The following is a 23,570-nucleotide window of genomic DNA, read 5'->3' on the forward strand; positions in this document are numbered from 1 at the left end:
TTTGTTCAGGAACAATAGATCTGCTATGCAGCTGACAAAATTTGCGGCGGTCGTTTTGATCGTGGCCGCGGTATGTCTTGCGGTAACGGCCGGATGTGCGGTCGCGGCTCCTGCGGATGTTCCGCAGCCGAGCGTTGCGCCGCATTACCATGCGTATCTGTCCTGTCCCTACTATGATGCAGGGCAGTGTCCGGGAGACTGCGGATGGAACCAGCCGCGGTATGCGGAGTCCCATTACCGGCATCACGGCAGATGCTGATACATTTTTTTTCTTTTTTGTCGGATCTTTTTCCGGTATCTCTATATTGATTAGGCAGTGCGGTACATATTGTCGTACGAATGTCGGCGAATCATCTGATCCACGAGAAGTCGTTGTATCTTCTGCAGCATGCACAGAATCCTGTTGACTGGTATCCGTGGGGCGAGGAGGCGTTTGCGAAGGCCCGGGCGGAGGATAAGCCGATCTTTCTGAGCATCGGCTACTCAACCTGCCACTGGTGTCATGTGATGGAGCGGGAGTCGTTTTCGGATGATGAGGTTGCTGTTCTGCTGAATGAGCGGTATGTTTCGGTGAAGGTGGATCGGGAGGAGCGGCCTGATATTGATGCGGTGTACATGCAGGTCTGTCAGGCGATGACCGGGTCGGGCGGCTGGCCGCTGACGATTCTGATGACTGCGGATCAGAAGCCGTTTTATGCGGGAACGTATCTGCCGAAGGTGCCGAAGTTCGGGAAGCCGGGTCTTGTGGATCTGCTGACCGGTGTCGGGGATCTCTGGAAAGAACGGCGGGATGAGCTGCTGGCGGCTGCGGAGGAGGTTGCGGCGTTTTCTGCGCAGGATCGGTCGCGGTTGTCCACCAGACCGGAGAAGGGTCTTCTCCGGTCGGCGGTGCAGTTGTTCCGGCAGGGTTTTGATCCGGGCAACGGGGGGTTTTCGCCTGCGCCGAAGTTTCCGATGCCGCATAATCTGTTGTTTCTGCTGCGATATTCTGAGCTGGAACGGGATGCGTTTGCACGGAAGATGGCGGAGACGACGCTTGTACAAATGGCACGCGGCGGTATTTTTGATCAGTTGGGCGGGGGGTTTTCGCGGTATTCGACGGATGCGGTCTGGCTGGTTCCGCATTTTGAGAAGATGCTGTATGATAATGCGCTGTTGTCTTTTGCGTATCTGGAGGCGTTTTCGGTTACGGGAAATGTGTATTTCCGGACGGTTGCGGAGCGGACGCTTTCGTATGTTTTGCGGGAGCTGCATGATGGGTCGGGAGGTTTTTATGCAGGACAGGATGCGGACAGCGAGGGGGTTGAGGGGAGGTTTTATGTTTTTTCCCGTGCGGAGGTTCTGAATGTGCTGGGGGAGGAGGACGGGGCGGTGTTCTGCGACTGGTTCGGGATTTCTGGGATGAGTGTGCCGAATCTTTTGCAGCAGACGGATTTTGCTTCACCGGATCCCCGGATTGCGGGGTTGTGTGAGCGGATGTATGCGTACCGGAAGGCCCGGGCGGAGCTGTTGACGGACGATAAGATGCTGACTGCGTGGAATGCGCTGATGCTTGCGGCGTGTGCGAAGGCGTTCCGGGTTCTGGGTGATGAGCGGTATCTGGCGGCTGCACAGGGGTGCCGGAGGTTTGTTGCGGAGCATCTGACGGATGATCGGGGGAGGCTGCTGGTGCGGTTCCGGGACGGGGAGGCGAAGGGTATGGGTCAGCTTGCGGATTATGCATTTTATTCCTGGGCACTTCTTGAGTTGTATGCGGCGGATTTTGATCCGTCCTGTCTGGCGGAGGCATGCCGGATGGCGGATCTGATGCGGGATTTGTTCTATGATGAGGTTCGCGGAGGTTTTTTCCTGTATGCGTCTGATGCGGAGCGGTTGATCGGGAGGCCGAAGGAGGTGTATGACGGGGCGATGCCGTCCGGGAATTCGATGGCGGCGCAGGTTCTGGTGCGGCTCGCACGGCTGACGGCGGAGCCGGAGCGGATGCGGCAGGCGGAGGAGCAGCTTGCGTTTGTTGCGGGAAATGCGGGGACGTATCCTGCGGGTTATAGTCTTGGTCTTCTGGCAATGGCGGAGATGCTGTATCCGACGGGGGAGGTGGTGTGCTGTTCGGCGGAGGATGTGGTGCCGCCGGAGTTTTTGGATCTGCTGGAGCGGTCACATGCGGCTGCGGTGGTGAAGAGTCCGAAAACAGCTGCGGAGCTTTCGCGTGCGGCTCCGTTTACTGCGGCGTATCCGGTTCCTGATACGGGTTCGGTGTTGTATTTCTGCCGGGACGGGAGGTGTGCGGAACCGGTCGGGAGTGTGGCGGAGCTTGCGGAGCTGATGCGGAAGTGGTGAGGGAGTGGTTCAGGTGACGATCAATGCAGTATTATAATACCGGTCATCTGCGAGAATGTAGCCGTTCCCTCTTCCCAGTCCGTATTTTCCCAGAAGTTCTCCTGCTTCCTGTCCGCTCACAACAGAGGCTCCCTGTTTCATGCGGACGAACGGGTTGTCGGAGATGGGGAAGCTTGCGCCGGGATGCTGGAGCAGTGCTTTCAGATGCGGATACTGCTGGTAGTCCTGTTCTGTCGGGATGAGAAGTACGGCGTCCTCCGGGGGAGGCGAGGTACTGGTATAGTGGGAAGGCTGAAGAGTGAGCCATCCGTCCGGCGAGGCGAACAGATAGAGACAACCGGCCACTGCGATGCAGATCAGGCCGAGTACGGCGACTGCCGTGATATATTTTCTGCGGTGTGCGGGATTCATGGATGTGTTTCCGGATTTTTTTTCAGTACGAGTAGGGGGGCTGTCTGTTGAGGGGGATTGTGATCCAGCCTGATTCTGTATCAGCCGTGATGGCGATCCTGCAAGTACGGTTTTCAGATTTGGTTTGCGGGGGTGTCGTAGAGCCGGGAAGTATGGCTGTGATAATTCAGCCGATCAACTCTTGTCTGCTCGGCATCCATTCTGACAAATGCATCAAACTGATCCTCGGTGAGGTCGATGATATTTTTTACGGCATGGAGGAAGTCACTGTTGTTTTGCACACGATAGTAGTCTCCTGATTCTTTTGTCCACGTGGTTTCGAGATACCTGTTGAGAGCTGCGGTGTGTTCGGCGAGTGTTTCATTTGTGAGATTCCAGCCCATTTTTTCATTCCAGTAAGAAAGGTACTGGTGTGTGTCGCGAATGCGGAATGTGGTATCTTCTGACGGCTGCGGGGCGGTAGGTAGGGGGGTTGGATGCGGGTCTGGTATCTGCGGCTGGATGCAGCCTGCGGTTGCGAGGGCGAGAACCGCAAGGAGGAAGAGAAGCGGGATAAGGGGTTTCATTATGGATGTGTCCTGAATGATTGAGCATTTGTCGCGGGGACTATATAATAAATGTGGACAAAGTCTCGTCAGGAAAAATAAATTCCGATCAGATTACTGATCTGTCAAGATGATACAATGTTTCGTTCCAGGAGACATAGGCTTTGCGGGAGTTTCCGGCATACCAGTACGGGTCAAGCTGCCACTCTTCGGACGGGAGAACTTTGACGTCATAGCCGGGGGTGTCGAGGAGGTATGCCCGAAGAACGGTGGATTTTTCCGCATCTTCGCGGGTAATGTTGATTACGGGCAGATTCGGGTCAGGATCAGATACCGGATAGAGACCGAAGGAGATGTACTGGTAATCGTGGTTTAATGAATACCGGTATCCGGCAATGTCATACCGTTCCAGAAATTCAATGAAGCTCATGTTGAGGGTGAGGTTGCGGTATTTGCTGTATCCGTAGGGGTAGGCAGAGACGAGATAGTCAAAGTAGGTGGCGTTGTCTGTTTGGTTCATGAACGTTTTGTATTCGAGGTATTCGCGATCCTGCATCTTTTCCAGAATTTCTATTTCGGTGAAATGAGCTGCCTGTGCCCCGGCTTCCCGTACGGGATCGCGTTCGACTGCGGAGATGTTGAATCCGGTTTCGTTTTCGGTGAGGGGAGCGGGCGGCTGGATGCAGCCTGCGGTTGCGAGGACGAGGACTGCGAGGAGGAAGAGAAGCGGGATAAGGGGTTTCATGTTGGTCATGTCCAGAATGGCTGAGCATTTGTCGCGGGGACTATATAATAAATGTGGACAAAGGCTCGTCAGGAAAAAAAGGAGATTTGTTTTCAGGCTATCCAGTCAGTGAACCGGTACACGGTTCCGTTCCATTCGATATACCCCACCGCGGGGTATGCGAACCCCGCGGGGTATGCGAAACGCAGCTGATATGCTTCCGTCTCTGAGATGAAGGGCTGCGGATTGTCGGGGTCGTTTACATCTCTGACAATCCATGCGGCGAGGGATGGATCTTTTCCGCCGAATAATATCTCAAGTGCGGGATGCTGTGCAAAATCCTCTTCGTTGAGATGGATCACCTGCGGGTCGTCAGCTGGGATGGTGGTGTCCGGAGTGAACCAGAGGTAACTTGCATTTCTCGGGCGCTCCTCGATGGGTAGTGCGATCCATCCTGATTCTGTATCAGCCGGGATCACGGCGATCGCAGACAGGCTATAGATTCCCCGCATGTTGTTTGGCTGCATCAGCAAATCTTCGTATTTGGATGATGTCTGAAACGAGACATCAATGACAATCTGTTCCTGTTCCTGAGTCGTCAGGCCGGGGAAGTGGATCAATGCAGTCCGCGTTGATCTGTTTTCCGTGGAGAAGTGCAGCTGTGCCGCGTTTGTTACCTGTACATCAAATGCGGAGGGAAAGTGCTGCCAGATGGACAGGTCAGGGTTGCGGAGTACGGGTTCCGTGGAGGTGAGAGAAAGCATCTGCCCGTGTTCGGTTTCCACGAATGAGAGATTCCATCCGTTCGTCGTTGCCGGAAGTTTTTCTTCGGGAAGTGCGGACGTGTCACGGATGAGGGGCAGCGGTACAAGAATTGTTACCGGTTCACTGACCGTGCGGTTCTCAAGGCCGGTTATGGAGACGTCGTAGTATATGCTTGCATCACTTATGTTGACATACAGGGTGAAGATGAGCGGGGCAAGCAGTACGGCGAGGAGAACCAGAAGGATTGAGAGAATGATCCATTTTTTCTGCATTGTTTTTCTCCTTTGATCAGGAGGTTGTTTTGTTGCGGTGAGTATATAAGAAGTGTGGACAAACTCTCGTCAGGAAAAAAGAGGATGTTGTCCCGAACGTCTATGCGATAGATCGGATCTGTGTATAGAGTGTTCCGTTCCATTCGAGGTAGGCGTAACGGAAGGGATCAAGCATACACTCTTCTTCGCGGAGAACTTTGATTGGATATCCGGGTGCTTCAATGAAGTAGGAAGAGAGAATGGGGTTTTCACGGATCCCCTCTTCGGTCAGAGTAATGACGGTGTTGTTGTGGTCGCGGTACTCGTTATAGACCAGTCCAAGCCGGTAGGGGACATACGTTTGATCATGGTTGAGGGTGTACGGGTAGCCGGTATCATAGCGTTCCAGAAATGCAATGAAGCTCATGTTGAGAGAAAAATTGCGATACTGTGCATAGGCTGCCGGATGAGTATAAACAAGATAGTCGAAGTACGTTTTGTTTTCCGAGTTGTTCATGAAGGCATAATACTGGGGAAACGGGGGAAGGGTCTTCCGAAGTTCATCAGCATCCGGCGGGAACTCTGCTGTAAATGCCCCGGCTTCCCGTACGGGGTCGCGTTCGACTGCGGAGATGTTGAATCCGGTTTCGTTTTCAGTGAGGGGAGCAGGCGGCTGGATGCAGCCTGCGGTTGCGAGGGCGAGAACCGCGAGGAGAAGAATGAGAGGCAACAGGGATTTCATGGTATGCGTCCTAATTGGTTGAGCATTTGTCGCAGGGAGTATATATTGAGTATGGCCAAACTCTCGTTTTGAAAAAAAGGTGATACGGAAAATTTGTTAGGCAATTGCCCGGTTCATCCAGTAGTAGGTATTGTTCCATTCGAGGTACGCTTTACGGATGGTATCTTGTGCATCTTTGTACGGAACAAGCTGCCATTCCTCCTCAGGAAGGACTTTCAGTCCGGCGTGGTTTGTGTCGATGAAGTAGAATCTGAGGAGCGGTGTCGAATTAACTGTTTCGTTGGTGAGATGGATTATCGGAAGAGATGTATCAATTTCCGATCCGGATATTTCATGGAATTTCAGAGGAACATAGCTTGTTGCATGGTTAAGGTCGTATGGATAGGTTGTCAGACAACGTTCGAGAAACTCAATGTAGCTCATGTTGAGTGAGAGATTTTGATAATACCTGTAGCTGTCCGGGTAGTAAGTAACCAGGAATCCATAGTAGTCAGCGTTGGGTGTTTCCTTCATGTACTGATAATATGCCTGATTTTCCGGAAGCATCAGGTCAAGGTCATCAAGTTCTGTGATGTTTTTCGGGAAGTGAACTGCCTCTGCCGCCGCTTCGCGAACATGATCACGTTCTACTGCGGAGATGTTGAATCCGGTTTCGTTTTCAGTGAGGGGAGCGGGCGGCTGGATGCAGCCTGCGGTTGCGAGGGCGAGAACCGCGAGGAGGAAGAGAAGCGGGATAAGGGGTTTCATGGCGGGTATCTCCTGAATGGTTGAGCATTTGTCTCGGGGAGTATATAATAAATGTGGACAAACTCTCGTCAGTTCCCGGAGGGTCAGATTTTGAAAAAAAGATGACGGTTTTTTTGGATCATCTGCGTCTGTGTGCCAGAGCTGCGGCTATGCCAAGTCCGCCGAGAACTCCTGCGAGCGGAAGGGGCGTTGCGGTTGGTTTCGGTATGGTTTCATTTCCGCCGCTGATTATTTTGATGTTGGCGAACTGGACAGGGATGGTTTTGTCAAATCCGTTCTGCTGTGCCAGGATCTGGATGAGGTTCCAGGCGTTTATCAGATCTGTTTTCCATGCGGGGTCACCGACGGAGATCTCAATGTAGTCGTGGGTCCGATAGGATGAACCCCAACCGTGCCCGGTAAAGGTAGTGTTCATGTTCTCAAGCAGTTCAGCTACGGTGATGTTGCGGATTATTATTTCACCGTCTGCGGTGTGATAGGGGAAGTCCGTCAGGGTGAGGTTACGGGTTTCTTCCGGAAGGTTTTCAGGCGTGTCTGTTTGCATGAGGTAGTCGATGACTGTGTCATAGACCGAGGACTGCATGAATGCTTCGGCGGTTTTTTTGTCCGGCTGGATGGTGTCAATCGTTGTGTCTCCCGTGAAGACGACGCCTGATTCCGGCGGATGGATGAGGGTGTTTTCTCCCGGTAGACGTGCAGTAAATTCGGTTGCCCGTTCGGAGTACGGGTACTTCACATCATCGGAGTACACGCGGACAAAATAGGCCGTTGGAAGAAGGTTACTTGTGTTTACGATATACCTCCATACACCTCCTGTCTCGCCGGTTCCCTTTTCGATGAGGGTTTCTCCCCACACCATTTCTTTGGAAGGTCCGGATGAGATAGAAATGCCCACGGCATCTACCGGCACAATATGAATATGCAGAACTGTTCCTGCGGGAAGGTCGGCACTGCCGGTAAGTGTGAAGGGTTCGCCGATCGTCTGCGGACCGACAGCATCGATGTAAATCAGCTCATCAGCTATTGCTACTCCGCAGAAGAAAACGGAGAGGAAGAGGAAGAGAAGCGGGATGAGGGGTTTCATGTTGGTCATTTCCTGAATGGCTGAGCATTTGTCGCGGGGAGTATATAATGAGTGTGGACAAAGTCTCGTTTTGAAAAAAGTGGTGGGTGTTCAGGTTATCCAGCCGGTGAGCCGGTAAACGGTCCTGTTCCACTCGACATACCTCATGGAATACGCAGAATATATGCGGGATCCGTCCGGTTCTACGATGAAGGGCTGCGGATTGTTGGGATTGTTTCCATCTCTGACGAACCATGCGGCGAGGGCCGGGTTTTCTCCGCTGAGCATCATCTCAAGTGCAGGGTGCTGCGTAAAATCCTGCTCGGTGAGATGGATTACCCGCGGGTCGTCAGCGGATGTGGTGTTGTCCGGCATGAACTCAATGTAGCCGATGGTGTTCGGCTGGGACAGGTGAGTATTTAGGACAATGCCAAGGAAAATCCCTCCGATGATAAGGAGTATCACGATAGGGATTGCAAGGAGGTATTTTTTGTGGATGTTATCACCTACCGAGATGCAAATAATCTATTGTGTCACTCATGTGTATGCACTGACTTTGTGTTTTGCAGCTCTGATGACCTTGGCATTATCGTACCAAACCGTTCCATGGTATGCTGGAGAAGAAAATTCATGTAACTGTCCTAAGGGTTCGCCCTGATAAGAGCTTTTCATTACTGTAAATTTATAAAGAAATGGAAAATATTCCCAGTCATACGCTCTCTCATGTACTGCATCAAATATATGCCCTATCTCGTGGATAAGAGTATAACTTCGTGAAAATTCTGACCCGTCATAGAAATTCAATGGTATTCCTGGCATACGAACCCAACAATATCGACCCTGAGCAACTCCAATGTAATTACTATTGGAACCGGTTATCCCATATCCACCAAGATATACACAGAAATCATCTCCTAAGGAATGTAACACTTCTGATGAATAATATGCTTTTAATGCTTCCAATGGATGTTCGGGACGTGAGGGGTGTGAGTTCAAATCATACATTCTGGAATGATCATACTTTGGGATTAATATGACCTTTATGTCGTCTCTTTGAAATTGTTCATTTGCATTTGCAAAATAATGAGCTGCATCATTTTGCCAATTTCCACTGTCAGAATAAAATTGACTGTCGGTAACAACACGAACAGTTACATATGCCCAATCATATTCTCCTCGTTCAGCGATACTTTTGGAAGAAATAAGAGATTCAACAGTGTTGGATACGGAGTCAATCGACTCAGTTCCACAGAGTGCGACTACATTTCCATCGGGATAAATAAGGTTGTTACTTGAGTAAACTATGTGCAGAGGATTGGATGTTTGTGATGCGTATTGTCTATTCTGTATCGGATAGACACTAATAGATTCATCCGGCAGTTTGATAGATACATGAAGGGAATTTCCATCCCCCACCGTAACGATAACTGTAGAGTCATCAAGGCCTGATATAGTACCTCTGTAAGAGTCAATTCCGTCGTCGACCACATCAAAATTCATTTTTTCCAATGTGACATTATAGGCTGTTTCATATAATATAATCGGTAGTGTCACAACATTGGATCGAATCGGGATCGGGTCGTTAAATGTAACGAGAGCATAGCGTGGTTCGCTTGCGTCATCTGATAATGATACCATCTTATCTGATGATGAAGACGCCAGTAGCCCTTGAGGAATGTTCAGTGGCCCATAGTCCGTAGTACTCATGGTACTGATACCATCGTTTGGAAAAACCACGGTGGTTTTTCCGGGGATACTGAACAACAGAGTGTCCGTTGCACTTACCGGAACCACCATCACCATCGCTGCGAACAGCAGCACGAGTAGTGCCGTTTTTGGAGAAATAATCATTTTCCATTTCATTTTCATTCACGTTTCCTGCAAACCCTTCATACCACACACCTGCTTGTTCAGGAGTACGCCGGATTTACAAGCGAGTATATGCACGATGCCGGTATAAGAAAAGATTGGCCAAGAATTCGTTTTATGAAGTATCAGGAATAATCGTAGCAAGAAAAACCCGCCCTAAATTTTCAAAACGAATTCTTGGCCAATCTTTTCTTATAACATGATGGAGATAATATTGTTCATGAGGTCTCTTATCGCAGTCCTGCTTCTGCTGATGATTCTGTCAGTTGGATGTATCGTACCGGTTACCGCCGGAGAAATCGTGAGAACCGACATAGTGTTTGAAGTTCCGGGAACTGACGAGATGTCAGGCATTACAAAAGCTCCGCCGGTTGAAGGGTCCGTAGCGCAGGGAGAAACAGACTATTATACACATTACGTCTCCACAACTGATACAAAACTGGAACTCTCATTAACGTGGGATCGTTCAACCGGAAACGACCTTGATCTGATAATTGTACCTCCGAATGGTTCTGCAACCTATATTCATGATCAGAATGACGGAAGAACTGATGGAAAAATCGCCGTGAGAACCGGATTACAACAGGGCGCTGACACCCGGTGGAGAGTTGGGGTTGAAGGAGCAGCAGTTACCGGAAATCAGCAGTACACCCTCATCATAAACAGTTACGCATGAAAAAGCGGGAGCGATACAAAGACCTTGGCATCATCATCCTTTTGCTGTTCATAGTCTTTGCTCCTGGTATCCTTCTCTTTTTTGCAGACGACGGGCAGATCACAGGAATCAATGAAGATCCGCACAATCCGGGAAATGCCTTAAACCACGACATTGGCGGATATGTCTTTGAACCGGTCGAAGAAACTATAACTCCCCTCTACGACGACACCGAGGTTGTTCAGACCGAACTCTGGCAGATGTCACTTCGGGATGCTCTCCTCTTTATCGGGCTCGCTCCTTTCACGTACATTCCCCCTTCCGTCTCCAAGATTATTTCCATCCTCTATCTCATATCCGGCCTTGCCTTCCTCATCCTCTACGCAAAAATCTCCGAAAAAAACCGTGACCCGGACTCCACCCGTGAACAGATTTATCGCTGGATATGTACTCATCCCGGAAAATCCCAGCAGCAGATCGCTGACTCTATGAAAATCTCCCGCGGCAGTCTTAAGTATCATCTGAATAAACTACTGAAACAAAAAGAAATTCATCAGATAACCTCTGGAACCTATCCGCAGTACTTCTCCAGTTCCAAAAAGTTCTCGGATGAAATGGGGATGCTGCTTACCTTCGTTGCCCGGGACAAGGATCACCAGATTATCCAGAATCTCTTTGAACACCCGGGGCTCTCCAGAACCCAGCTTGTCGCAGACCTGCATCTCTCTCCTGCCACCATCACATGGAGAATGAAACGGTTTGCAAAAAAGAACCTTATCATCAGCCATACTCACGGCAAAGAACTGATCTACGAACTGACACCAGAAACAATCGAAAACTATCAGAAAATTCTCACATGGTCTGAACACGATCCAAACGTTCCTACCACCTGACTCTCCCTCTTTTCAAAAAAAATTTCATCGCACAACCGAATTTTGGATCGCATTTTTCCCCGGTATCTCCGGAGAAACTATCTCTCCTTCGCGTCACTTTTTCTCTTATATCCTCACAAACCCAACAGAGATACAACACAAGGAGAACCAGCCATGAAAAAAACCTACCAGCTCGAAAACCTCGACTGTGCCCACTGCGCCGCCCTCATGGAAACCGGCATCAAAAAAATCAGCGGCGTCACCGACGCCTCCGTCAATTTCATGACCCAGAAGCTTATCATCACCGCCGACGACGAACGGTTTGACGAAATCATGCAGGAAGTCAGAAAAACCTGCAAAAAAATCGAACCGGACTGCATCATCCTCGACTAACCCCGGCCGGACACCCAGGGAGGAAAAACAATTGGCAATCGCACTCACCAGAAAACAGAACAGGACCCTGTGGCGAATCATCATCGCCTTTGTCCTCTTCCTCTGCGTCTTCCTCGTACAGCAGACCGGCCGTATCCCGACCCCTGCCCTGCTGACCGCACTCTACCTCATCCCCTACCTCATAATCGGACATGACGTCCTCCTCCGTGCCGGAAGAAACATCCTGCACGGAAAAATCTTCGACGAAAACTTCCTCATGACCATCGCCACGATCGGTGCCTTCTGTCTCGGTGAACTCCCCGAAGCAGTCGCCGTCATGCTCTTCTATCAGGTAGGCGAACTCTTCCAGAGCTACGCCGTAAGCAAATCCCGGAAATCCATCACCGCCCTCATGGACATCCGCCCCGACCATGCCACCATCGAGAAGAACGGACAACTCATCGAAGTTGATCCCGAAGAACTCACCACAGGCGATGAGATCATCATCAAACCCGGAGACCGCGTACCCCTTGACGGCATCGTCCTCTCCGGCACCTCCGCACTCGACACCGCCTCCCTCACCGGAGAATCCCTCCCCCGTACCATCACCGAAGGAGACAAAATCATCAGCGGCTGCATCAACCTCTCCGGACTCCTCCGCGTCAGAGTTCTCGCACCCTACAAAGAATCAACCGTCGCAAGAATCCTTGACCTCGTCGAAAACGCCGCCGCCAAAAAAGCAAAAACCGAGAACTTCATCACCACCTTCGCCCGGTACTACACCCCGGCCGTCGTCGGCATCGCCGCAGCCCTTGCCGTACTTCCTCCCCTCCTCCTCGGCGAACCCTTCACCGACTGGATAAGCCGTGCCCTCATCTTCCTCGTCGTCTCCTGCCCGTGTGCTCTCGTCATCTCCATCCCCTTAAGCTTCTACGGAGGCATTGGCGGAGCATCACGAAACGGCATCCTCATCAAAGGAGGAAACTACCTCGAAACCCTGGCCGCAACCGGAACAGTAGTCTTCGACAAAACCGGTACCCTCACCACAGGAACCTTCCGGGTTACGGAAATTCTTCCGGCGGACGGCTTCACCGCCGACCAGCTCCTCACCTGGGCGGCATCCGCCGAAAGCTCCAGCACCCATCCGCTTGCCCGCTCCATCCTCGAAGCCTTCGGACAACCCGTTGACCGGACGAAGGTGACCGGCATCATGGAAACAGCAGGCCGGGGCGTAGCAGCAAACGTAAACGGCGTACCTGTTCTTGCCGGAAACACCAAACTTCTCGCGGGCGCAGGAATCGCCGTCCCCGCCGAAATGCCCGTAGGAACTGTGATTCACATCGCCGCTGCCGGCAGATATGCCGGCAGCATTCGGTTTGCCGACACCCTCAAACCGCATGCAAAGGACGCCGTTACCGCCCTCAGGCGGAACGGCGTCCGCAGCATCACCATGCTCACGGGGGACACAGATGCCGCCGCAGGCAGGATCGCCGCCGAACTCGGCCTTACCTCCTACCGTGCCGGACTCCTCCCGCAGGATAAAGTCGCCGGTCTTGAAGCGATCATCGCAGAAAATACCGGAACCGGCTCGGTCATCTATGTCGGTGACGGCATCAACGACGCCCCCGTCCTCTCCCGTGCGGATGTCGGAATTGCCATGGGATCTCTTGGCTCCGACGCCGCAATAGAAGCAGCCGACGTCGTCCTCATGGACGACGACCCGGCAAAAGTTGCGACCGCCATACAAATCTCCCGCAAAACCTACTGGATCGTCCGGCAGAACATCATCTTCGCACTTGGTGTGAAGTTCATCGTTCTCGCCCTCGCTGCCGCAGGATTTGCAACCATGTGGGAAGCGGTCTTCGCAGATGTCGGTGTTGCCGTCATTGCCATTCTCAACGCCATGCGGACGCTGCGGTTCGTTGAAAAATAATTTTTTTTGGATGCGGAACGTTATGATGCCGAGAAAAAATTTCATTGGTTTTTTTAGAAAAAAAATTTCTGGAAAAATCTGATGGCGGTTTTTTTCATCCGGCCCATTCGCCACTCACCCATCAACAGTTTCCAGAAAAAAATCCGACTAAATCATTTCATCCCATCACACCGCGAAGTACTTCCGCAGCATCCGCTCCTCCGGAAAAAAAGAAAAGTTACAGAGTGCAGTAGGTCACCAGCTTGCGGATCAGATTATCCACCTGAACCTCGGCAAGGCCAATGTATGCATCCGGATTCAGCAGATTCACCAGCTCCTCCGCGGACACATACTTCACCACATCCTGTTTTGCCGAAAGAATTTCCGCCAGCGGTTTTCCTGCCGCAAGCGCCTCCATACTGCTCTCGCGGATAATCTCGTGGGCATCCTGCCGCGGCATACCGCGGCGGGTCAGCTCGATCATCACGGACTCCGCGAGATTGATGCCGTGCAGCATCAGAAGATTCCGGCGGACATTCTCCTCTTTGATCACCAGATTTTCCAGAACATTTGTCATCAGCTTCAGACAGTGATCGCAGAGAATTGTTGCCTCGGGGAACGTGATTCTTTCGCAGGAAGAGTTCGTCAGATCCCGCTCGTCCCAGAGCGTGTTGTTCAGCAGTGCCGGTTCCACCATCGCCCGGACAATCCGGGAAAGACCGCCGACCTGTTCACTCTTGATCGGATTTCTCTTATGCGGCATCGTGGATGATCCCACCTGTTTCTTCCCGAACGCTTCCTCCACTTCGCCGATCTCGGTTCGCTGCAGCGACCGGATTTCAATACCAATCTTATCCAGTGTGGTTGCAATGTTTGCCAGCATGAAGATGTACTCCGCATACCGGTCACGGGCGATGACCTGACTGGATACATCGACCGATCCGATCTCCAGATACTTCATCATCGCGGCCTGTACTTCGATGCCGTGGTCGCCCATTGCGGCCATGGTACCGACAGCTCCTGTCATCTGGCCGACCACCACGCGGGGACGAATCTCCCGCAGACGGTCAATGTGGCGGGCGACTTCCGATGCCCAGATTGCAAACCGCAGACCATAGGTTGTAGGAACTCCCTGCTGGCCGTGGGTTCGTGAAGCACAGACGAGGCTCTTTGTCGCACCCGCACGATCCAGCAGAACGGTAACGAGGGCAACCAGTTTCTTTTCCAGCGTGTCAAATGCATCCTTCAGTTGCAGGCCGGTTGCGGTGTCCAGAATATCATTCGAGGTTGCACCGTAGTGAATCCAGCGTCCGGCATCACCGCAGACTTCGGAGATTGCTTTGATCATCGCCATGGTGTCATGGTTGATCTCGGCTTCGATCTCTTTTGCCCGCACGAGGGATGCGGAGAGAGCGTTCTGCTCAATGACTTTTGCATCGTCAGCTGGGATCATCCCGATCTCTGCCTCAGCATGGGCAAGTGCAATCTCTGCACGGACAAGACAGGTAAAACGATGCTCTTCACTCCAGATGCTGCGCATCTCCGGAGTGCCATACCGGTAATCGATCGGATGAATAGCCATAACTGAGAAAAGTATTGGTGCTGGGGAGATATGAAAGGTCTTACTTGAACAGTGTTATGACCCTGGGAGATGCGGTGTCATTTCTTCTCCGAACTTTCGGAAATTATCTTCAGAAGGGAATATGCAGGTGGTATATCGTTTGTTGCAGTAACCCAGACTGTCTCCAGATCAACCCGGTAGTATTGGTGCGCAAGAAGGTTTCGCATACCTTTCATATTTGCAATTGGAATGTCAGGGTGGTTTTGCAGGAATTCGCCGGATAAGTTTCCGGCAGCTTCTCCGATGACTTCAAGAGGTCTGATTATTGCATCCTGATATGTAGTACTGTTTTCGAATTCCCCGTAAGAGATGGAGGTGGTGAGTTTGAGAATCTTCTCACATTCATAGAGGATGTGACTGACGAGAACTGCATCCGGAAGTTTCATGCTCAGGTCTCCGCTGATCCGCAGATAATCGCATCCGCACGAATGTACGGTTCAAGAAATGGAGATATATATTTCATGGAGACCATATCTACCTTTCGTCCCAGCAGATTTTCAAGATACTGCATGAGGGGGATAATGTCATTCATGCCGCCGCGTCCTTTCTCAAACAAGTATAAGATATCAATATCCGAATCCGGGCGGTCCTCGCTCCGAGAAACTGATCCAAAAATACCTATTTTTTCGATACCGAAACGTTTCCGTATCTCAGGCAGATTTTCCTCCAGTTTTTGGAGGACGGTGTCCTTGATACTGGTGTATTCCGGCATTGGTTCTCTTGGTACTATTCTTGTCTTGTGAGACTATTAGATTTTTGCCGGAAGTACAGAAATGCCTATGTCCTCTTACCCTTTAAGGGGATTCATCTATCTGTGTGTTCCTGTCTTTCAGGAGTGTTTTGATGATGGCATCCTGCTGTTCGATGCGTTCCTGCAGGAGCCGGATGCGGGCGTCTTTTTCTTCGATAAGTCTGTTGAGATCATTCAGACGTTCGTCGGAGTGTTTCTGGGATGAGCGCAGCATCTCCAGCTGTTGTTGGAGTTCGCTGGGTTTTCCTTCGACCGACATCCAGTAATCCAGTGCATCCCGGACGAAGTCAATTTTTTTGCCGCCGTGTTCATCCATATATTTGTAAAAATTCAGAATATATTCTGATCCCAGACGGAAGTTCAGTTTTTCAGGCGGATATTTCTTACGAGTTTCCCCTTCCATCATTTGATCATGTACTCATTTAGAACAGGAATCTATATCTCTGTGGGTATCTAATAGATGATCTATTTGGGGGTCAAAATACACTTATTAGACACCCAAATTGATTTAGTGATGTATCAATATGGCGGGTAATATTTTGGAATTAAGAAATAACCCTGTTCTCAGTGTAGTTATTCCTGTATATAATGATGCAAATGGACTGAGAAGTGCTATTCTGGCATCTCTTACAGTACTGGAAAGTATTGGCATTCCATTTGAAATTCTCATTGTAGCGGATGCAAGTACTGATGATACCCGGAAAGTTGCAGAAGAGTTTGTTCTTGTTGATTCCCGAATCATTCTGGATCACAGCGATGTCAGGAGAGGAAAGGGAGGTGCTTTGATGGATGCACTTTGTAAATCACATGGGGAGATTTTTTGTTTTTATGATGTGGATCTGTCCACAGATTTAGCGCATTTATGTGACTTTATCGAAAAAGTCTATACAGGTGCTGATATTGTAATTGGGTCACGTACGCTCCCCGGTAGTTCAGTTATGCGTTGCAGAGATCGTGATCTTACCAGCAAGGGATTCAATGGTTTAGTTCGTCTACTTTTGGGAAGTCAAATTCAGGACCATCAGTGCGGTTTCAAATCATTTCGGAAAGATCGGTTAATGGAACTGGCACCTTACATTCATACCCGTGACTGGCTTTGGGATACGGAAGTTTTGGTACTTGCACAACAATGTGGATATCGTATTTTTGAGTTCCCTGTTACCTGGAGGCAAGGGGATAATACCTGTCTAAAGATAAGCGACATTTTTTCGATGGGGTTAGGGATTATCCAGCTGACTTGGCGTATTCGTGTAATGCATGACTATCCAAACTTTGCGTAATATTGGTGGAAATTATGAACAACTTAATTGATGAATTAAAACAAATAACGCATTTGCAGAAATATACAATCATTTACTATGTTCTTTTGCCGGTAACTCTGTGCCTCTTATTTGGTTCACTTGCCTTCAGTGACGATCTTTGGCTTGATGAAATTTATACCATAACTGAAATCCATCTGGAATCCTGGGAAATATGGACTATTTTTGCAACAGAATCGCACCCCCCACTCTATATATATCTGTTAAAACTGTTTTGCACTGTATTCGGAGGTAGTATTCTGGCAATGAAATTTTTCTCTGTTTTGGGATGTCTTGCGACTATGTTACTTGGGGCATTTCCAATTAAAAGAGCATTTGGGGATAAAACAGCCTTATGGTTCATGTTTCTTTGCCTCACCATGCCCTTCATGCTGCACTATTCCATTGAAATTCGCATGTACTCATGGGCAATTTTCTTTGTCACTGCAACAATGATTTATGCAGTTCTCATACTTCAGACGAATAAACCTATAGACTGGGGTTTATACTTTGTTTTTGGGTTATTAGGGGCGTATACCCACTATTATGCACTTATGACCATTGCTATAATCCATCTTCTTCTTGGGTTTTACCTCTGGTTCACCTCTCGAAAAAATTGTATCCCCTGGCTCATAATTTCAGGACTCTTGATCATTAGCTACCTTCCATGGGTTATGAATCTCTTATCTCAAGTTTCACGGGTAAGTGAGGGATTTTGGATTGCGCCTCTTTCATTCATGGACATTATCGTAATGCCTGCATCAATGTTTTATATGGGAAGTATCTTCCCAAGTATAGTTCTCCTTGCAATTCTGACAATATTTGGTTGTGCAATGCTCTATAGAATCCTTCGTACCTCACCAAAGGGATTCCCTGAAAAAATAGCACTGGCATGTATCATTGTGCCTTTAGTCGTTTATGCGATGTTCATCATATTTTCGATAACCATACAGCCAATCATCCAAACCAGATATCTTATGGTTATGGCAGGACTGGGTATGTTATTTCTTGCAATTTGCCTTTCAAGCATACAGTCAAAAAAACTTCTTACTGTATTTTGTGCCCTCATGATGGTTACAACTCTTATAACATATGGAATCACCTACAGTACTGAATACCCAACTGATGGTGACTCCTTGACCATAATGAGTAAAAAACTCTCACAAAATATTTCTGATGACTGTATCCTATTATATACAGAAGGACATGCATATGGGGTTTTATCATATTATCTGCCAAATATCACTCACTGGATGCTTGTAGATGATGAGGAAATAGCAGATATTCGTTCATCCCATACCGGAAAGTTCAATGGATTCATTGTTGGAGTTGATGATGTGTACGCAGTGTCAGATTCAGGGAAGGACATGCGTCTCATAACATTTGGGGCTACTGAACTTCCTGATCTGATCACTGATAATTTCAACGTCGTAGAAGAAAGGCGCTATACTTCAACCTCATCAATATATCCAGTCTGGTGTGTCTCCTCAATAGAAAGACTACCAGTCTCATCATAAAAAAGAGATCATCTCCTCAATCTTTTGGAACAATACAGCTGAACATATCTTACATTAAAAATCCCTTTTCCTTGAATGCAGTTGTCTTGAATGTCCTGATATTTTCAGCCGCCTTTACACCTTCTCCATCTCTCTCCCTGACATAAATCCCTATTACCAATGCATCCCAACAGATGAATTGCAAAAACCGAAAGTTTCCCGCGCCCTGCACACCATCATGACACCAGGATATATCTCAAAAATTGCCGACCATCTTCTCAAAAAATCCGTATCCTCTTCCTGAACAGTCCTCATTGAAGGATCGAAATGATGCGGAAAAACATGGAGACCGCAACATCGCATATGCATCCCTGAAATGACCGATCATTACTTAGGGTACAAGAACTGATAAATATCTATATACTCTTTCAAAATAGATCGGAAGAGAACGATTCGAGGTGAAAAATGGCCAAAAAAATAGACATCGGTCTGGATTTACACGGGCAGGATGCTCTTGACTTCTTTGAGTACATGGAACATCCCACATATACTCCTGCGGCTCATGAATGTATGAAAGCAGCTCTGGCTCTCCCGGGTCGAAAAACCGAATAATCTCATGGATCAGATTGATCTGTCTCGCCTGACTGTTAAACCTCTTCACGCCGGGATAGATAGAACGCATTTTTGTTGTTCTGAACAGTATCTCAATGACTATTTCAAAGAAGACGCCCTGAAAGATCATGAATATCTGTACTCCATCACCAAAGTGATGGAACATGAGGGGCATATCGTCGGATTTTTTACCTTGGTAACCGATACCATCAATCCTAATTCTGTAGAAACCAGTGTTGGAAAAAAGTATGAGTATACAAAACTCCCTGCGGTAAAAATTGCCCGGCTCGCCACGGATACACAGTATCTGGGAAAAGGAATTGGAACCGCAATGATGATTTGGATATTTCGTATCGTAGCGGACCTGACCTCTGATGTCGGCTGTCGGGTCATCACCGTGGACGCGAAGAGAGATGCGGTGGGTTTCTACCAGAAATTTGCATTCCATCCGGTGCAATCAAAAAAGGAAACTGATACCGTCCCCATGTACCTTGATATCAAACCCCTTCTTGACGCACATAGATAGAGCCCTGCTCTCATTCCGAAACCTATCTCACAAACAGGCAGAATTGAGATAATATCGGGAAACCGTACGAGCCATGGAGAAAATCCACAGCTCCAGATACCTGTTCAGGTCCATCGACGGTTCACCGTCGGGAACTGATCTTTGTGTAGGTTGTGTGGTCCCGCCACCCGGGATTCATCGTAAACCGTCTGGGTGCATACTCCACCGCATACCGGAGAGCCCCGTCCACAAACTCCTTCCCCCGCTCCACCGCCTCCGCGACCGGATACCCGAGCGCAATATACGAAGCAATCGCGGATGCAAAACAGCATCCCGAACCGTGCACATCAGGAAAAGGATACACATTCCCGGACAACAGCCGCACCCCGTTTCGATCCAGAAACACATCCACCCCTTTGCGGAACGCCGCATGCCCTCCCTTGAGAACCACCGCCGAAGCACCGCAGTCAAAGAACCAGCTGGCCGCATCCTCCATTGACGCCGCATCCGTAATCGCAATACCCGAAAGAGTCTCCGCCTCCGGAATATTCGGCGTCACCACCGTCGCCCGCGGGATAAGTTCCTCCACCAGCGCCTTCGCCCCTGAATCATCCGTCAGCCGGTACTCACGGGTCGCAATCAGAACTGGATCGATCACCAGTGCAACCCCGTCCGGCAGTGCCCCGGCAACCGCCCGGACCGTAGGGGCGTTCCCGAGCATCCCCGTTTTATAGCAGGCTATCGGAAAATCCTCCTGAAGTGTTTTGATCTGACTCTGCACAAATACAGGATCAACCTCCGCAATCGCCCGCACATGATTCGCATTCTGCGCGGTAAGTGCCGCAACAACCGTCATACCCCACACACCGCAGGCATTCATCGTCTTCAGATCAATCTGTAATCCGGCTCCCGCCGAAGGGTCTGAACCCGCGATGGACACCGCAAATGCCGTCCCTCTCTCCGCATCCGTCATTACCATAGTATAGGTACCACAGACTGATGAGGACTTGCATCCCTGCCAACCGGCTATCTTTATTGTCTGGCATCTCGCACATAATTGCATGGATGTTGAGGGCTATGTCCGCCGCAGTCTGCATAACGAGATCCCCGATGAGGAAATTCTGCAGCGGCTTCAGGAACGCATTCTGGAAATAAAAAATATTGACGAAACCTACGCCGCAGAGCTTGCCCGTGCAATCATCGACGAAGTAAAAACAACCGAGGGCCTTACCGGTGACCTGTTCACGTACGAACACGCCGGAGTTACCATGGGAGAGTTCGGCGTTGGTTCCCGCGGGTCGGGAGATTTTTACGCACACCGGAAAATAGCCGAGGTCATCGGCAAAACATCAGCGGACGTCGGCGTCGATCAGATGGATGACGGCGGCGTTGTCCGGGCAAACGGAACCTATGTCATCACCACCGTGGACGGCATGCACTCACGGCTTTCGGATTTTCCGTTTCTCGCAGGATTTCACGCAACACGGGCAACACTCCGCGACGTGTACGTCATGGGTGCCCGGCCGGTCGGACTTATCTCGGATGTCCACATCGCTGATGACGGCGACGTGGCAAAACTGTTCGACTACACCGCAGGCATTACTACCGTCTCGGACGCGCTGCACGTTCCTCTGATCGCCGGTTCCACGCTCCGTATCGGCGGTGACATGGTGCTCGGCGACCGGATGACCGGTTGTGTGGGCGTGGGGGGGGGGGGGGGGGGGGGGGGGGGGGCCCCCCCCACGTCACCGCCCGCAAAGCAACCGCCCCGGGCGATATTCTTCTGATGACCGAAGGTTCCGGTGGCGGAACAATTGCGACCGCCGCCCTCTACTCCGGCAATGCTGATGTGGTCGAAGAAACGATCAATCTCCACTTCCTCAAAGCCTGCGACGCCCTGATCAACTCGCCGGTCTTCCCGCACATCCACGCCATGACGGACGTAACAAACGGCGGTCTTCGCGGCGACGTCTTTGAGATGGCAGAGACCGCAAAGTGTACTGTCGTCGTCGATGACGCACCGCTTCGCGGACTTGTTGCCCCGAAAGTCCTCGCACTGCTGGACAAGCTCGGCATCGATTATCTCGGCGTGAGCCTTGACGCCCTTCTGGTGGTCGCCCCGCCAAAATATGCGGATGAGATCATTGCGGTCGTCGCAAAAGCGGGCGTCCGAATGGAGAAGATCGGATTCGTCCGCGAAGGTCCCGGCATCTCTCGTCTCATCCGGAACGGTATGGAGGGCGAGTTTATGCCGAAGTTCCGCGAAGCTCCCTACACGCCGCTGAAAAAAGTGGTTGACCGGCCGGGGCGGGACTTTGAAGAAATGAAACAGGGGATAGACCGTGCGGCAGCAGCCGCACGGGCAAAGAAGGATCGTATCCTTGCAAAACTCAGATAATTTTTTTTCAAAAATATTTTTCAGCGTTTTTGTACCGGAATCTGCACCTCGGTCAGCCACTATTCCGACTGTTCCCGATCCCACACACCGTGAATATACTGTTCACGCGGCGGGGCGGAAACCTCATAGCCATGCTCCGCAGCCCAGGCGAGAGCAAACCGGTATGCCTCACCAAGATTTGTATAATCCCCCCGATGGAGAACACAGACCGCAGAAACCGATTCCAGTTCCTTGAACCGGATCGTCTCTGTTTCGTATCCGGCTGCCTCAACAGCCTCCCCGTACTCAATAAAGACATTCTTCTCCGAGCAGACCTCCGGATACGCCGTGTAGCAGTAACCCGGCTCAACACAACGGAGATCCGGATTTTTCTCCCGGCACTCCGCAGCAGCCCGGAGAACAAATTCAGGAATGTCGGCAAGTGAGGGAACAATACCCTGTTTATAATAGACAAGACAGGCAGGCAGATATTTTACTTCAGCAGTATAGTTCATGATTCATAGTTCTCTGTTCGATCAGCACCAGGATGCAAGTTTCGTCTGACGAGTTCTTCCGAGTGACAAATACGGCAGCGCCCGTTTCATCACCACGCCGCAGCTGCGGAGGACAGACGTATCCCGCACACTCCCGGTTTTTCGCATCTGTACAATCGCCTCGGCACTAACAGCACCGATCCCGGGAACCCGGAGCAGCTCGGACTTGTCCGCAGTATCGGGATTGATGAGAGGAAGATTCTGTGCGAGGAGAACCTTGGGGTCAGTGTTCAAAAGCATTCCCTCTTCATCAAACGCAGGGGTTAGTTCCTTTCGGCTGTAGCCGTACAGCCGGAAGAGTGCATCCATCTGGTACCAGCGGTTCGCCCGCCAGACCGGCGTGTTCTCATGCGTCTCAAGGGGTGTGTTTGAAACCGCATAGAACGCCGAGTAGTACACCCTTGCAGGATGATACTTTTCATAGGAGGTTGCAACCGTCTCGAAGATATCCGCATCCGTCTCACCTGCCGCTCCTACCACAAACTGGGTGGAGTGACGCTCCGGCATAATCTCAGCCAGCCATTGATGGCGGGTCAGCAGATCAGACGTATAATTTTTCACCGTGGCAAGCTCCGCAAGATAGGAGGAGTTCGGAGCTTCCAGATTGATACTCAGGCGTGTTGCATACTTCGCAAGTTCGGTAATGTCGGATCGGGCGGCTCCCGGCAGCACTTTCAGATGCAGGTAGCCGCGATAGCCGGAAGAACGAATCAGCCGGGCGGTCTCGATCAGGTTTTCCATGCCGAGATCTACATCGCCGCGGGGAATCCCGGTACTGAGCAGAAGACCGCCTACGCGTCCCTCGTTATGCAGGGCGAGAAATCCGCGGGCAAGTTCCCGGGGTGTGAAACTGATACCGTTCTTTTTTGCACAGACACCGCAGTAGGCACAGTCAAAGGAACAGGTTCCTTCCAGAAGTATCCGCATAATTTTGCAGCATTTCCCCGAACCTTCGTTGCGGCCGGTCTGATCAAAGAACGTGGAACTTGTCGCCCGCTCGATCTTCTGCATCAACTCCGACATTACACATTATTGTCGGCAGGAGGACACTTAAACCCCCGACCGCGCGGTGTGAAAGTGCCCTGCCCAAG

General features: G+C 50.4%; 28 protein-coding genes. 12 read left to right on the top strand and 16 right to left on the bottom strand.

Translation table 11 applies throughout. The annotated features are described in order from the left end of the window. The first annotated feature begins 25 nt into the window (after window positions 1–25). Window positions 26–259, top strand: a complete 234-nt coding sequence (locus O0S10_RS02690) for a hypothetical protein (RefSeq protein WP_268924360.1) — start codon at window positions 26–28, stop codon at window positions 257–259. Between the two features lie 80 nt (window positions 260–339). Next, window positions 340–2,337: a thioredoxin domain-containing protein gene (locus O0S10_RS02695; protein ID WP_268924361.1), complete on the top strand. Its 1,998-nt coding sequence runs from the start codon at window positions 340–342 to the stop codon at window positions 2,335–2,337. Window positions 2,338–2,346: 9 nt separating this feature from the next. On the opposite strand, the gene O0S10_RS02700 is transcribed toward O0S10_RS02695, so the two are convergent. From O0S10_RS02700 to O0S10_RS02740, 9 genes are all read right to left on the bottom strand, one after another. After that, entirely contained in the window at window positions 2,347–2,748 is a 402-nt protein-coding gene (locus tag O0S10_RS02700) for a hypothetical protein (RefSeq protein ID WP_268924362.1), read from the bottom strand. A 113-nt stretch (window positions 2,749–2,861) separates the two neighbouring features. Then, a complete protein-coding gene (locus tag O0S10_RS02705; RefSeq protein ID WP_268924363.1) occupies window positions 2,862–3,314 on the bottom strand; it encodes a hypothetical protein in 453 nt (150 codons plus the stop codon). An 88-nt stretch (window positions 3,315–3,402) separates the two neighbouring features. Continuing rightward, on the bottom strand, window positions 3,403–4,038 hold the full coding sequence (locus tag O0S10_RS02710; RefSeq protein WP_268924364.1) for a hypothetical protein: 636 nt from the start codon (window positions 4,036–4,038) through the stop codon (window positions 3,403–3,405). A gap of 92 nt (window positions 4,039–4,130) precedes the next feature. Further along, the gene (locus tag O0S10_RS02715) at window positions 4,131–5,054 is read right to left on the bottom strand and encodes a hypothetical protein (protein ID WP_268924365.1); all 924 of its coding nucleotides are present in this window, start codon (window positions 5,052–5,054) and stop codon (window positions 4,131–4,133) included. A gap of 100 nt (window positions 5,055–5,154) precedes the next feature. Beyond that, on the bottom strand, window positions 5,155–5,775 hold the full coding sequence (locus O0S10_RS02720; RefSeq protein ID WP_268924366.1) for a hypothetical protein: 621 nt from the start codon (window positions 5,773–5,775) through the stop codon (window positions 5,155–5,157). A 96-nt stretch (window positions 5,776–5,871) separates the two neighbouring features. Further along, window positions 5,872–6,522, bottom strand: a complete 651-nt coding sequence (locus tag O0S10_RS02725) for a hypothetical protein (RefSeq protein WP_268924367.1) — start codon at window positions 6,520–6,522, stop codon at window positions 5,872–5,874. 118 nt (window positions 6,523–6,640) lie between these two features. Beyond that, window positions 6,641–7,606 (bottom strand): hypothetical protein, encoded by a 966-nt coding sequence (locus O0S10_RS02730; RefSeq protein WP_268924368.1) that lies wholly within the window; start codon window positions 7,604–7,606, stop codon window positions 6,641–6,643. A gap of 90 nt (window positions 7,607–7,696) precedes the next feature. Then, complete coding sequence (locus tag O0S10_RS02735; RefSeq protein ID WP_268924369.1) at window positions 7,697–8,050, bottom strand: hypothetical protein; 354 nt, start codon at window positions 8,048–8,050, stop codon at window positions 7,697–7,699. 72 nt (window positions 8,051–8,122) lie between these two features. Continuing rightward, window positions 8,123–9,454, bottom strand: a complete 1,332-nt coding sequence (locus tag O0S10_RS02740; protein WP_268924370.1) for a zinc metalloprotease — start codon at window positions 9,452–9,454, stop codon at window positions 8,123–8,125. A 220-nt stretch (window positions 9,455–9,674) separates the two neighbouring features. Here O0S10_RS02740 and O0S10_RS02745 point away from each other — a divergent pair, with 220 nt between their 5' ends. The 4 genes from O0S10_RS02745 to O0S10_RS02760 all read left to right on the top strand — a co-directional run bounded on the left by O0S10_RS02745 (window position 9,675) and on the right by O0S10_RS02760 (window position 13,286). Next, window positions 9,675–10,130 (top strand): hypothetical protein, encoded by a 456-nt coding sequence (locus tag O0S10_RS02745; protein ID WP_268924371.1) that lies wholly within the window; start codon window positions 9,675–9,677, stop codon window positions 10,128–10,130. Continuing rightward, entirely contained in the window at window positions 10,127–11,002 is an 876-nt protein-coding gene (locus O0S10_RS02750) for a winged helix-turn-helix transcriptional regulator (protein ID WP_268924372.1), read from the top strand. Before O0S10_RS02745 ends, O0S10_RS02750 begins: the two co-directional genes overlap by 4 nt. 153 nt (window positions 11,003–11,155) lie before the next feature. Next, window positions 11,156–11,374 carry a cation transporter gene (locus O0S10_RS02755; protein WP_268924373.1) on the top strand — a complete coding sequence of 73 codons (219 nt, stop codon included), beginning with the start codon at window positions 11,156–11,158 and terminating at the stop codon, window positions 11,372–11,374. Window positions 11,375–11,405: 31 nt separating this feature from the next. After that, window positions 11,406–13,286, top strand: a complete 1,881-nt coding sequence (locus tag O0S10_RS02760) for a heavy metal translocating P-type ATPase (protein WP_268924374.1) — start codon at window positions 11,406–11,408, stop codon at window positions 13,284–13,286. 217 nt (window positions 13,287–13,503) lie between these two features. Here O0S10_RS02760 and purB read toward each other — a convergent pair whose 3' ends face one another. The 4 genes from purB to O0S10_RS02780 all read right to left on the bottom strand — a co-directional run bounded on the left by purB (window position 13,504) and on the right by O0S10_RS02780 (window position 15,953). Beyond that, a complete protein-coding gene (gene purB / locus O0S10_RS02765; protein ID WP_268924375.1) occupies window positions 13,504–14,847 on the bottom strand; it encodes an adenylosuccinate lyase in 1,344 nt (447 codons plus the stop codon). Between the two features lie 77 nt (window positions 14,848–14,924). Beyond that, window positions 14,925–15,272 carry a HepT-like ribonuclease domain-containing protein gene (locus O0S10_RS02770; protein WP_268924376.1) on the bottom strand — a complete coding sequence of 116 codons (348 nt, stop codon included), beginning with the start codon at window positions 15,270–15,272 and terminating at the stop codon, window positions 14,925–14,927. Between the two features lie 2 nt (window positions 15,273–15,274). Further along, on the bottom strand, window positions 15,275–15,598 hold the full coding sequence (locus O0S10_RS02775) for a nucleotidyltransferase family protein (protein WP_268924377.1): 324 nt from the start codon (window positions 15,596–15,598) through the stop codon (window positions 15,275–15,277). 82 nt (window positions 15,599–15,680) lie between these two features. After that, on the bottom strand, window positions 15,681–15,953 hold the full coding sequence (locus O0S10_RS02780) for a hypothetical protein (RefSeq protein WP_268924378.1): 273 nt from the start codon (window positions 15,951–15,953) through the stop codon (window positions 15,681–15,683). Window positions 15,954–16,161: 208 nt separating this feature from the next. On the opposite strand from O0S10_RS02780, the gene O0S10_RS02785 reads away from it, so the two are divergent. The 4 genes from O0S10_RS02785 to O0S10_RS02800 all read left to right on the top strand — a co-directional run bounded on the left by O0S10_RS02785 (window position 16,162) and on the right by O0S10_RS02800 (window position 19,569). Continuing rightward, complete coding sequence (locus O0S10_RS02785; RefSeq protein WP_268924379.1) at window positions 16,162–16,917, top strand: glycosyltransferase; 756 nt, start codon at window positions 16,162–16,164, stop codon at window positions 16,915–16,917. 14 nt (window positions 16,918–16,931) lie between these two features. Continuing rightward, the gene (locus tag O0S10_RS02790) at window positions 16,932–18,452 is read left to right on the top strand and encodes a glycosyltransferase family 39 protein (protein ID WP_268924380.1); all 1,521 of its coding nucleotides are present in this window, start codon (window positions 16,932–16,934) and stop codon (window positions 18,450–18,452) included. A gap of 444 nt (window positions 18,453–18,896) precedes the next feature. After that, complete coding sequence (locus O0S10_RS02795) at window positions 18,897–19,043, top strand: hypothetical protein (RefSeq protein WP_268924381.1); 147 nt, start codon at window positions 18,897–18,899, stop codon at window positions 19,041–19,043. A 4-nt stretch (window positions 19,044–19,047) separates the two neighbouring features. Further along, on the top strand, window positions 19,048–19,569 hold the full coding sequence (locus tag O0S10_RS02800) for a GNAT family N-acetyltransferase (RefSeq protein ID WP_268924382.1): 522 nt from the start codon (window positions 19,048–19,050) through the stop codon (window positions 19,567–19,569). 121 nt (window positions 19,570–19,690) lie between these two features. Here the strand turns inward: O0S10_RS02800 and thiD are convergent, their stop codons facing one another. After that, a complete protein-coding gene (thiD, locus tag O0S10_RS02805) occupies window positions 19,691–20,527 on the bottom strand; it encodes a bifunctional hydroxymethylpyrimidine kinase/phosphomethylpyrimidine kinase (protein WP_268924383.1) in 837 nt (278 codons plus the stop codon). 82 nt (window positions 20,528–20,609) lie between these two features. Between thiD and O0S10_RS10560 the strand changes: the two genes are divergently transcribed. Both O0S10_RS10560 and O0S10_RS10565 read left to right on the top strand, forming a co-directional pair. Continuing rightward, window positions 20,610–21,335 (top strand): AIR synthase related protein, encoded by a 726-nt coding sequence (locus O0S10_RS10560; RefSeq protein WP_425438303.1) that lies wholly within the window; start codon window positions 20,610–20,612, stop codon window positions 21,333–21,335. After that, a complete protein-coding gene (locus tag O0S10_RS10565; RefSeq protein WP_425438304.1) occupies window positions 21,335–21,946 on the top strand; it encodes an AIR synthase-related protein in 612 nt (203 codons plus the stop codon). Before O0S10_RS10560 ends, O0S10_RS10565 begins: the two co-directional genes overlap by 1 nt. Before the next feature lie 59 nt (window positions 21,947–22,005). On the opposite strand, the gene O0S10_RS02815 is transcribed toward O0S10_RS10565, so the two are convergent. After that, a complete protein-coding gene (locus tag O0S10_RS02815; protein ID WP_268924384.1) occupies window positions 22,006–22,440 on the bottom strand; it encodes a GyrI-like domain-containing protein in 435 nt (144 codons plus the stop codon). Between the two features lie 21 nt (window positions 22,441–22,461). Further along, window positions 22,462–23,502 (bottom strand): radical SAM protein, encoded by a 1,041-nt coding sequence (locus tag O0S10_RS02820; RefSeq protein ID WP_268924385.1) that lies wholly within the window; start codon window positions 23,500–23,502, stop codon window positions 22,462–22,464. Window positions 23,503–23,570: the final 68 nt, after the last annotated feature.

Origin of the sequence: Methanocorpusculum petauri (assembly GCF_026891975.1) — an archaeon.
In the GTDB taxonomy this organism is placed as follows: Archaea; Halobacteriota; Methanomicrobia; order Methanomicrobiales; family Methanocorpusculaceae; genus Methanocorpusculum; species Methanocorpusculum petauri.

Bases quoted from the DNA above. Each gene is read 5' to 3' on its own strand.
- O0S10_RS02690 (WP_268924360.1), top strand. From the start codon at position 26: ATGCAGCTGACAAAATTTGCGGCGGTCGTTTTGATCGTGGCCGCGGTA.
- O0S10_RS02695 (WP_268924361.1), top strand. From the start codon at position 340: ATGTCGGCGAATCATCTGATCCACGAGAAGTCGTTGTATCTTCTGCAG.
- O0S10_RS02700 (WP_268924362.1), bottom strand. From the start codon at position 2,748: ATGAATCCCGCACACCGCAGAAAATATATCACGGCAGTCGCCGTACTC.
- O0S10_RS02705 (WP_268924363.1), bottom strand. From the start codon at position 3,314: ATGAAACCCCTTATCCCGCTTCTCTTCCTCCTTGCGGTTCTCGCCCTC.
- O0S10_RS02710 (WP_268924364.1), bottom strand. From the start codon at position 4,038: ATGAAACCCCTTATCCCGCTTCTCTTCCTCCTCGCAGTCCTCGTCCTC.
- O0S10_RS02715 (WP_268924365.1), bottom strand. From the start codon at position 5,054: ATGCAGAAAAAATGGATCATTCTCTCAATCCTTCTGGTTCTCCTCGCC.
- O0S10_RS02720 (WP_268924366.1), bottom strand. From the start codon at position 5,775: ATGAAATCCCTGTTGCCTCTCATTCTTCTCCTCGCGGTTCTCGCCCTC.
- O0S10_RS02725 (WP_268924367.1), bottom strand. From the start codon at position 6,522: ATGAAACCCCTTATCCCGCTTCTCTTCCTCCTCGCGGTTCTCGCCCTC.
- O0S10_RS02730 (WP_268924368.1), bottom strand. From the start codon at position 7,606: ATGAAACCCCTCATCCCGCTTCTCTTCCTCTTCCTCTCCGTTTTCTTC.
- O0S10_RS02740 (WP_268924370.1), bottom strand. From the start codon at position 9,454: ATGAAAATGAAATGGAAAATGATTATTTCTCCAAAAACGGCACTACTC.
- O0S10_RS02745 (WP_268924371.1), top strand. From the start codon at position 9,675: ATGAGGTCTCTTATCGCAGTCCTGCTTCTGCTGATGATTCTGTCAGTT.
- O0S10_RS02750 (WP_268924372.1), top strand. From the start codon at position 10,127: ATGAAAAAGCGGGAGCGATACAAAGACCTTGGCATCATCATCCTTTTG.
- O0S10_RS02755 (WP_268924373.1), top strand. From the start codon at position 11,156: ATGAAAAAAACCTACCAGCTCGAAAACCTCGACTGTGCCCACTGCGCC.
- purB (WP_268924375.1), bottom strand. From the start codon at position 14,847: ATGGCTATTCATCCGATCGATTACCGGTATGGCACTCCGGAGATGCGC.
- O0S10_RS02770 (WP_268924376.1), bottom strand. From the start codon at position 15,272: ATGAAACTTCCGGATGCAGTTCTCGTCAGTCACATCCTCTATGAATGT.
- O0S10_RS02775 (WP_268924377.1), bottom strand. From the start codon at position 15,598: ATGCCGGAATACACCAGTATCAAGGACACCGTCCTCCAAAAACTGGAG.
- O0S10_RS02780 (WP_268924378.1), bottom strand. From the start codon at position 15,953: ATGGATGAACACGGCGGCAAAAAAATTGACTTCGTCCGGGATGCACTG.
- O0S10_RS02785 (WP_268924379.1), top strand. From the start codon at position 16,162: ATGGCGGGTAATATTTTGGAATTAAGAAATAACCCTGTTCTCAGTGTA.
- O0S10_RS02790 (WP_268924380.1), top strand. From the start codon at position 16,932: ATGAACAACTTAATTGATGAATTAAAACAAATAACGCATTTGCAGAAA.
- O0S10_RS02795 (WP_268924381.1), top strand. From the start codon at position 18,897: ATGGCCAAAAAAATAGACATCGGTCTGGATTTACACGGGCAGGATGCT.
- O0S10_RS02800 (WP_268924382.1), top strand. From the start codon at position 19,048: ATGGATCAGATTGATCTGTCTCGCCTGACTGTTAAACCTCTTCACGCC.
- thiD (WP_268924383.1), bottom strand. From the start codon at position 20,527: ATGGTAATGACGGATGCGGAGAGAGGGACGGCATTTGCGGTGTCCATC.
- O0S10_RS10560 (WP_425438303.1), top strand. From the start codon at position 20,610: ATGGATGTTGAGGGCTATGTCCGCCGCAGTCTGCATAACGAGATCCCC.
- O0S10_RS10565 (WP_425438304.1), top strand. From the start codon at position 21,335: ATGACCGAAGGTTCCGGTGGCGGAACAATTGCGACCGCCGCCCTCTAC.
- O0S10_RS02815 (WP_268924384.1), bottom strand. From the start codon at position 22,440: ATGAACTATACTGCTGAAGTAAAATATCTGCCTGCCTGTCTTGTCTAT.
- O0S10_RS02820 (WP_268924385.1), bottom strand. From the start codon at position 23,502: ATGTCGGAGTTGATGCAGAAGATCGAGCGGGCGACAAGTTCCACGTTC.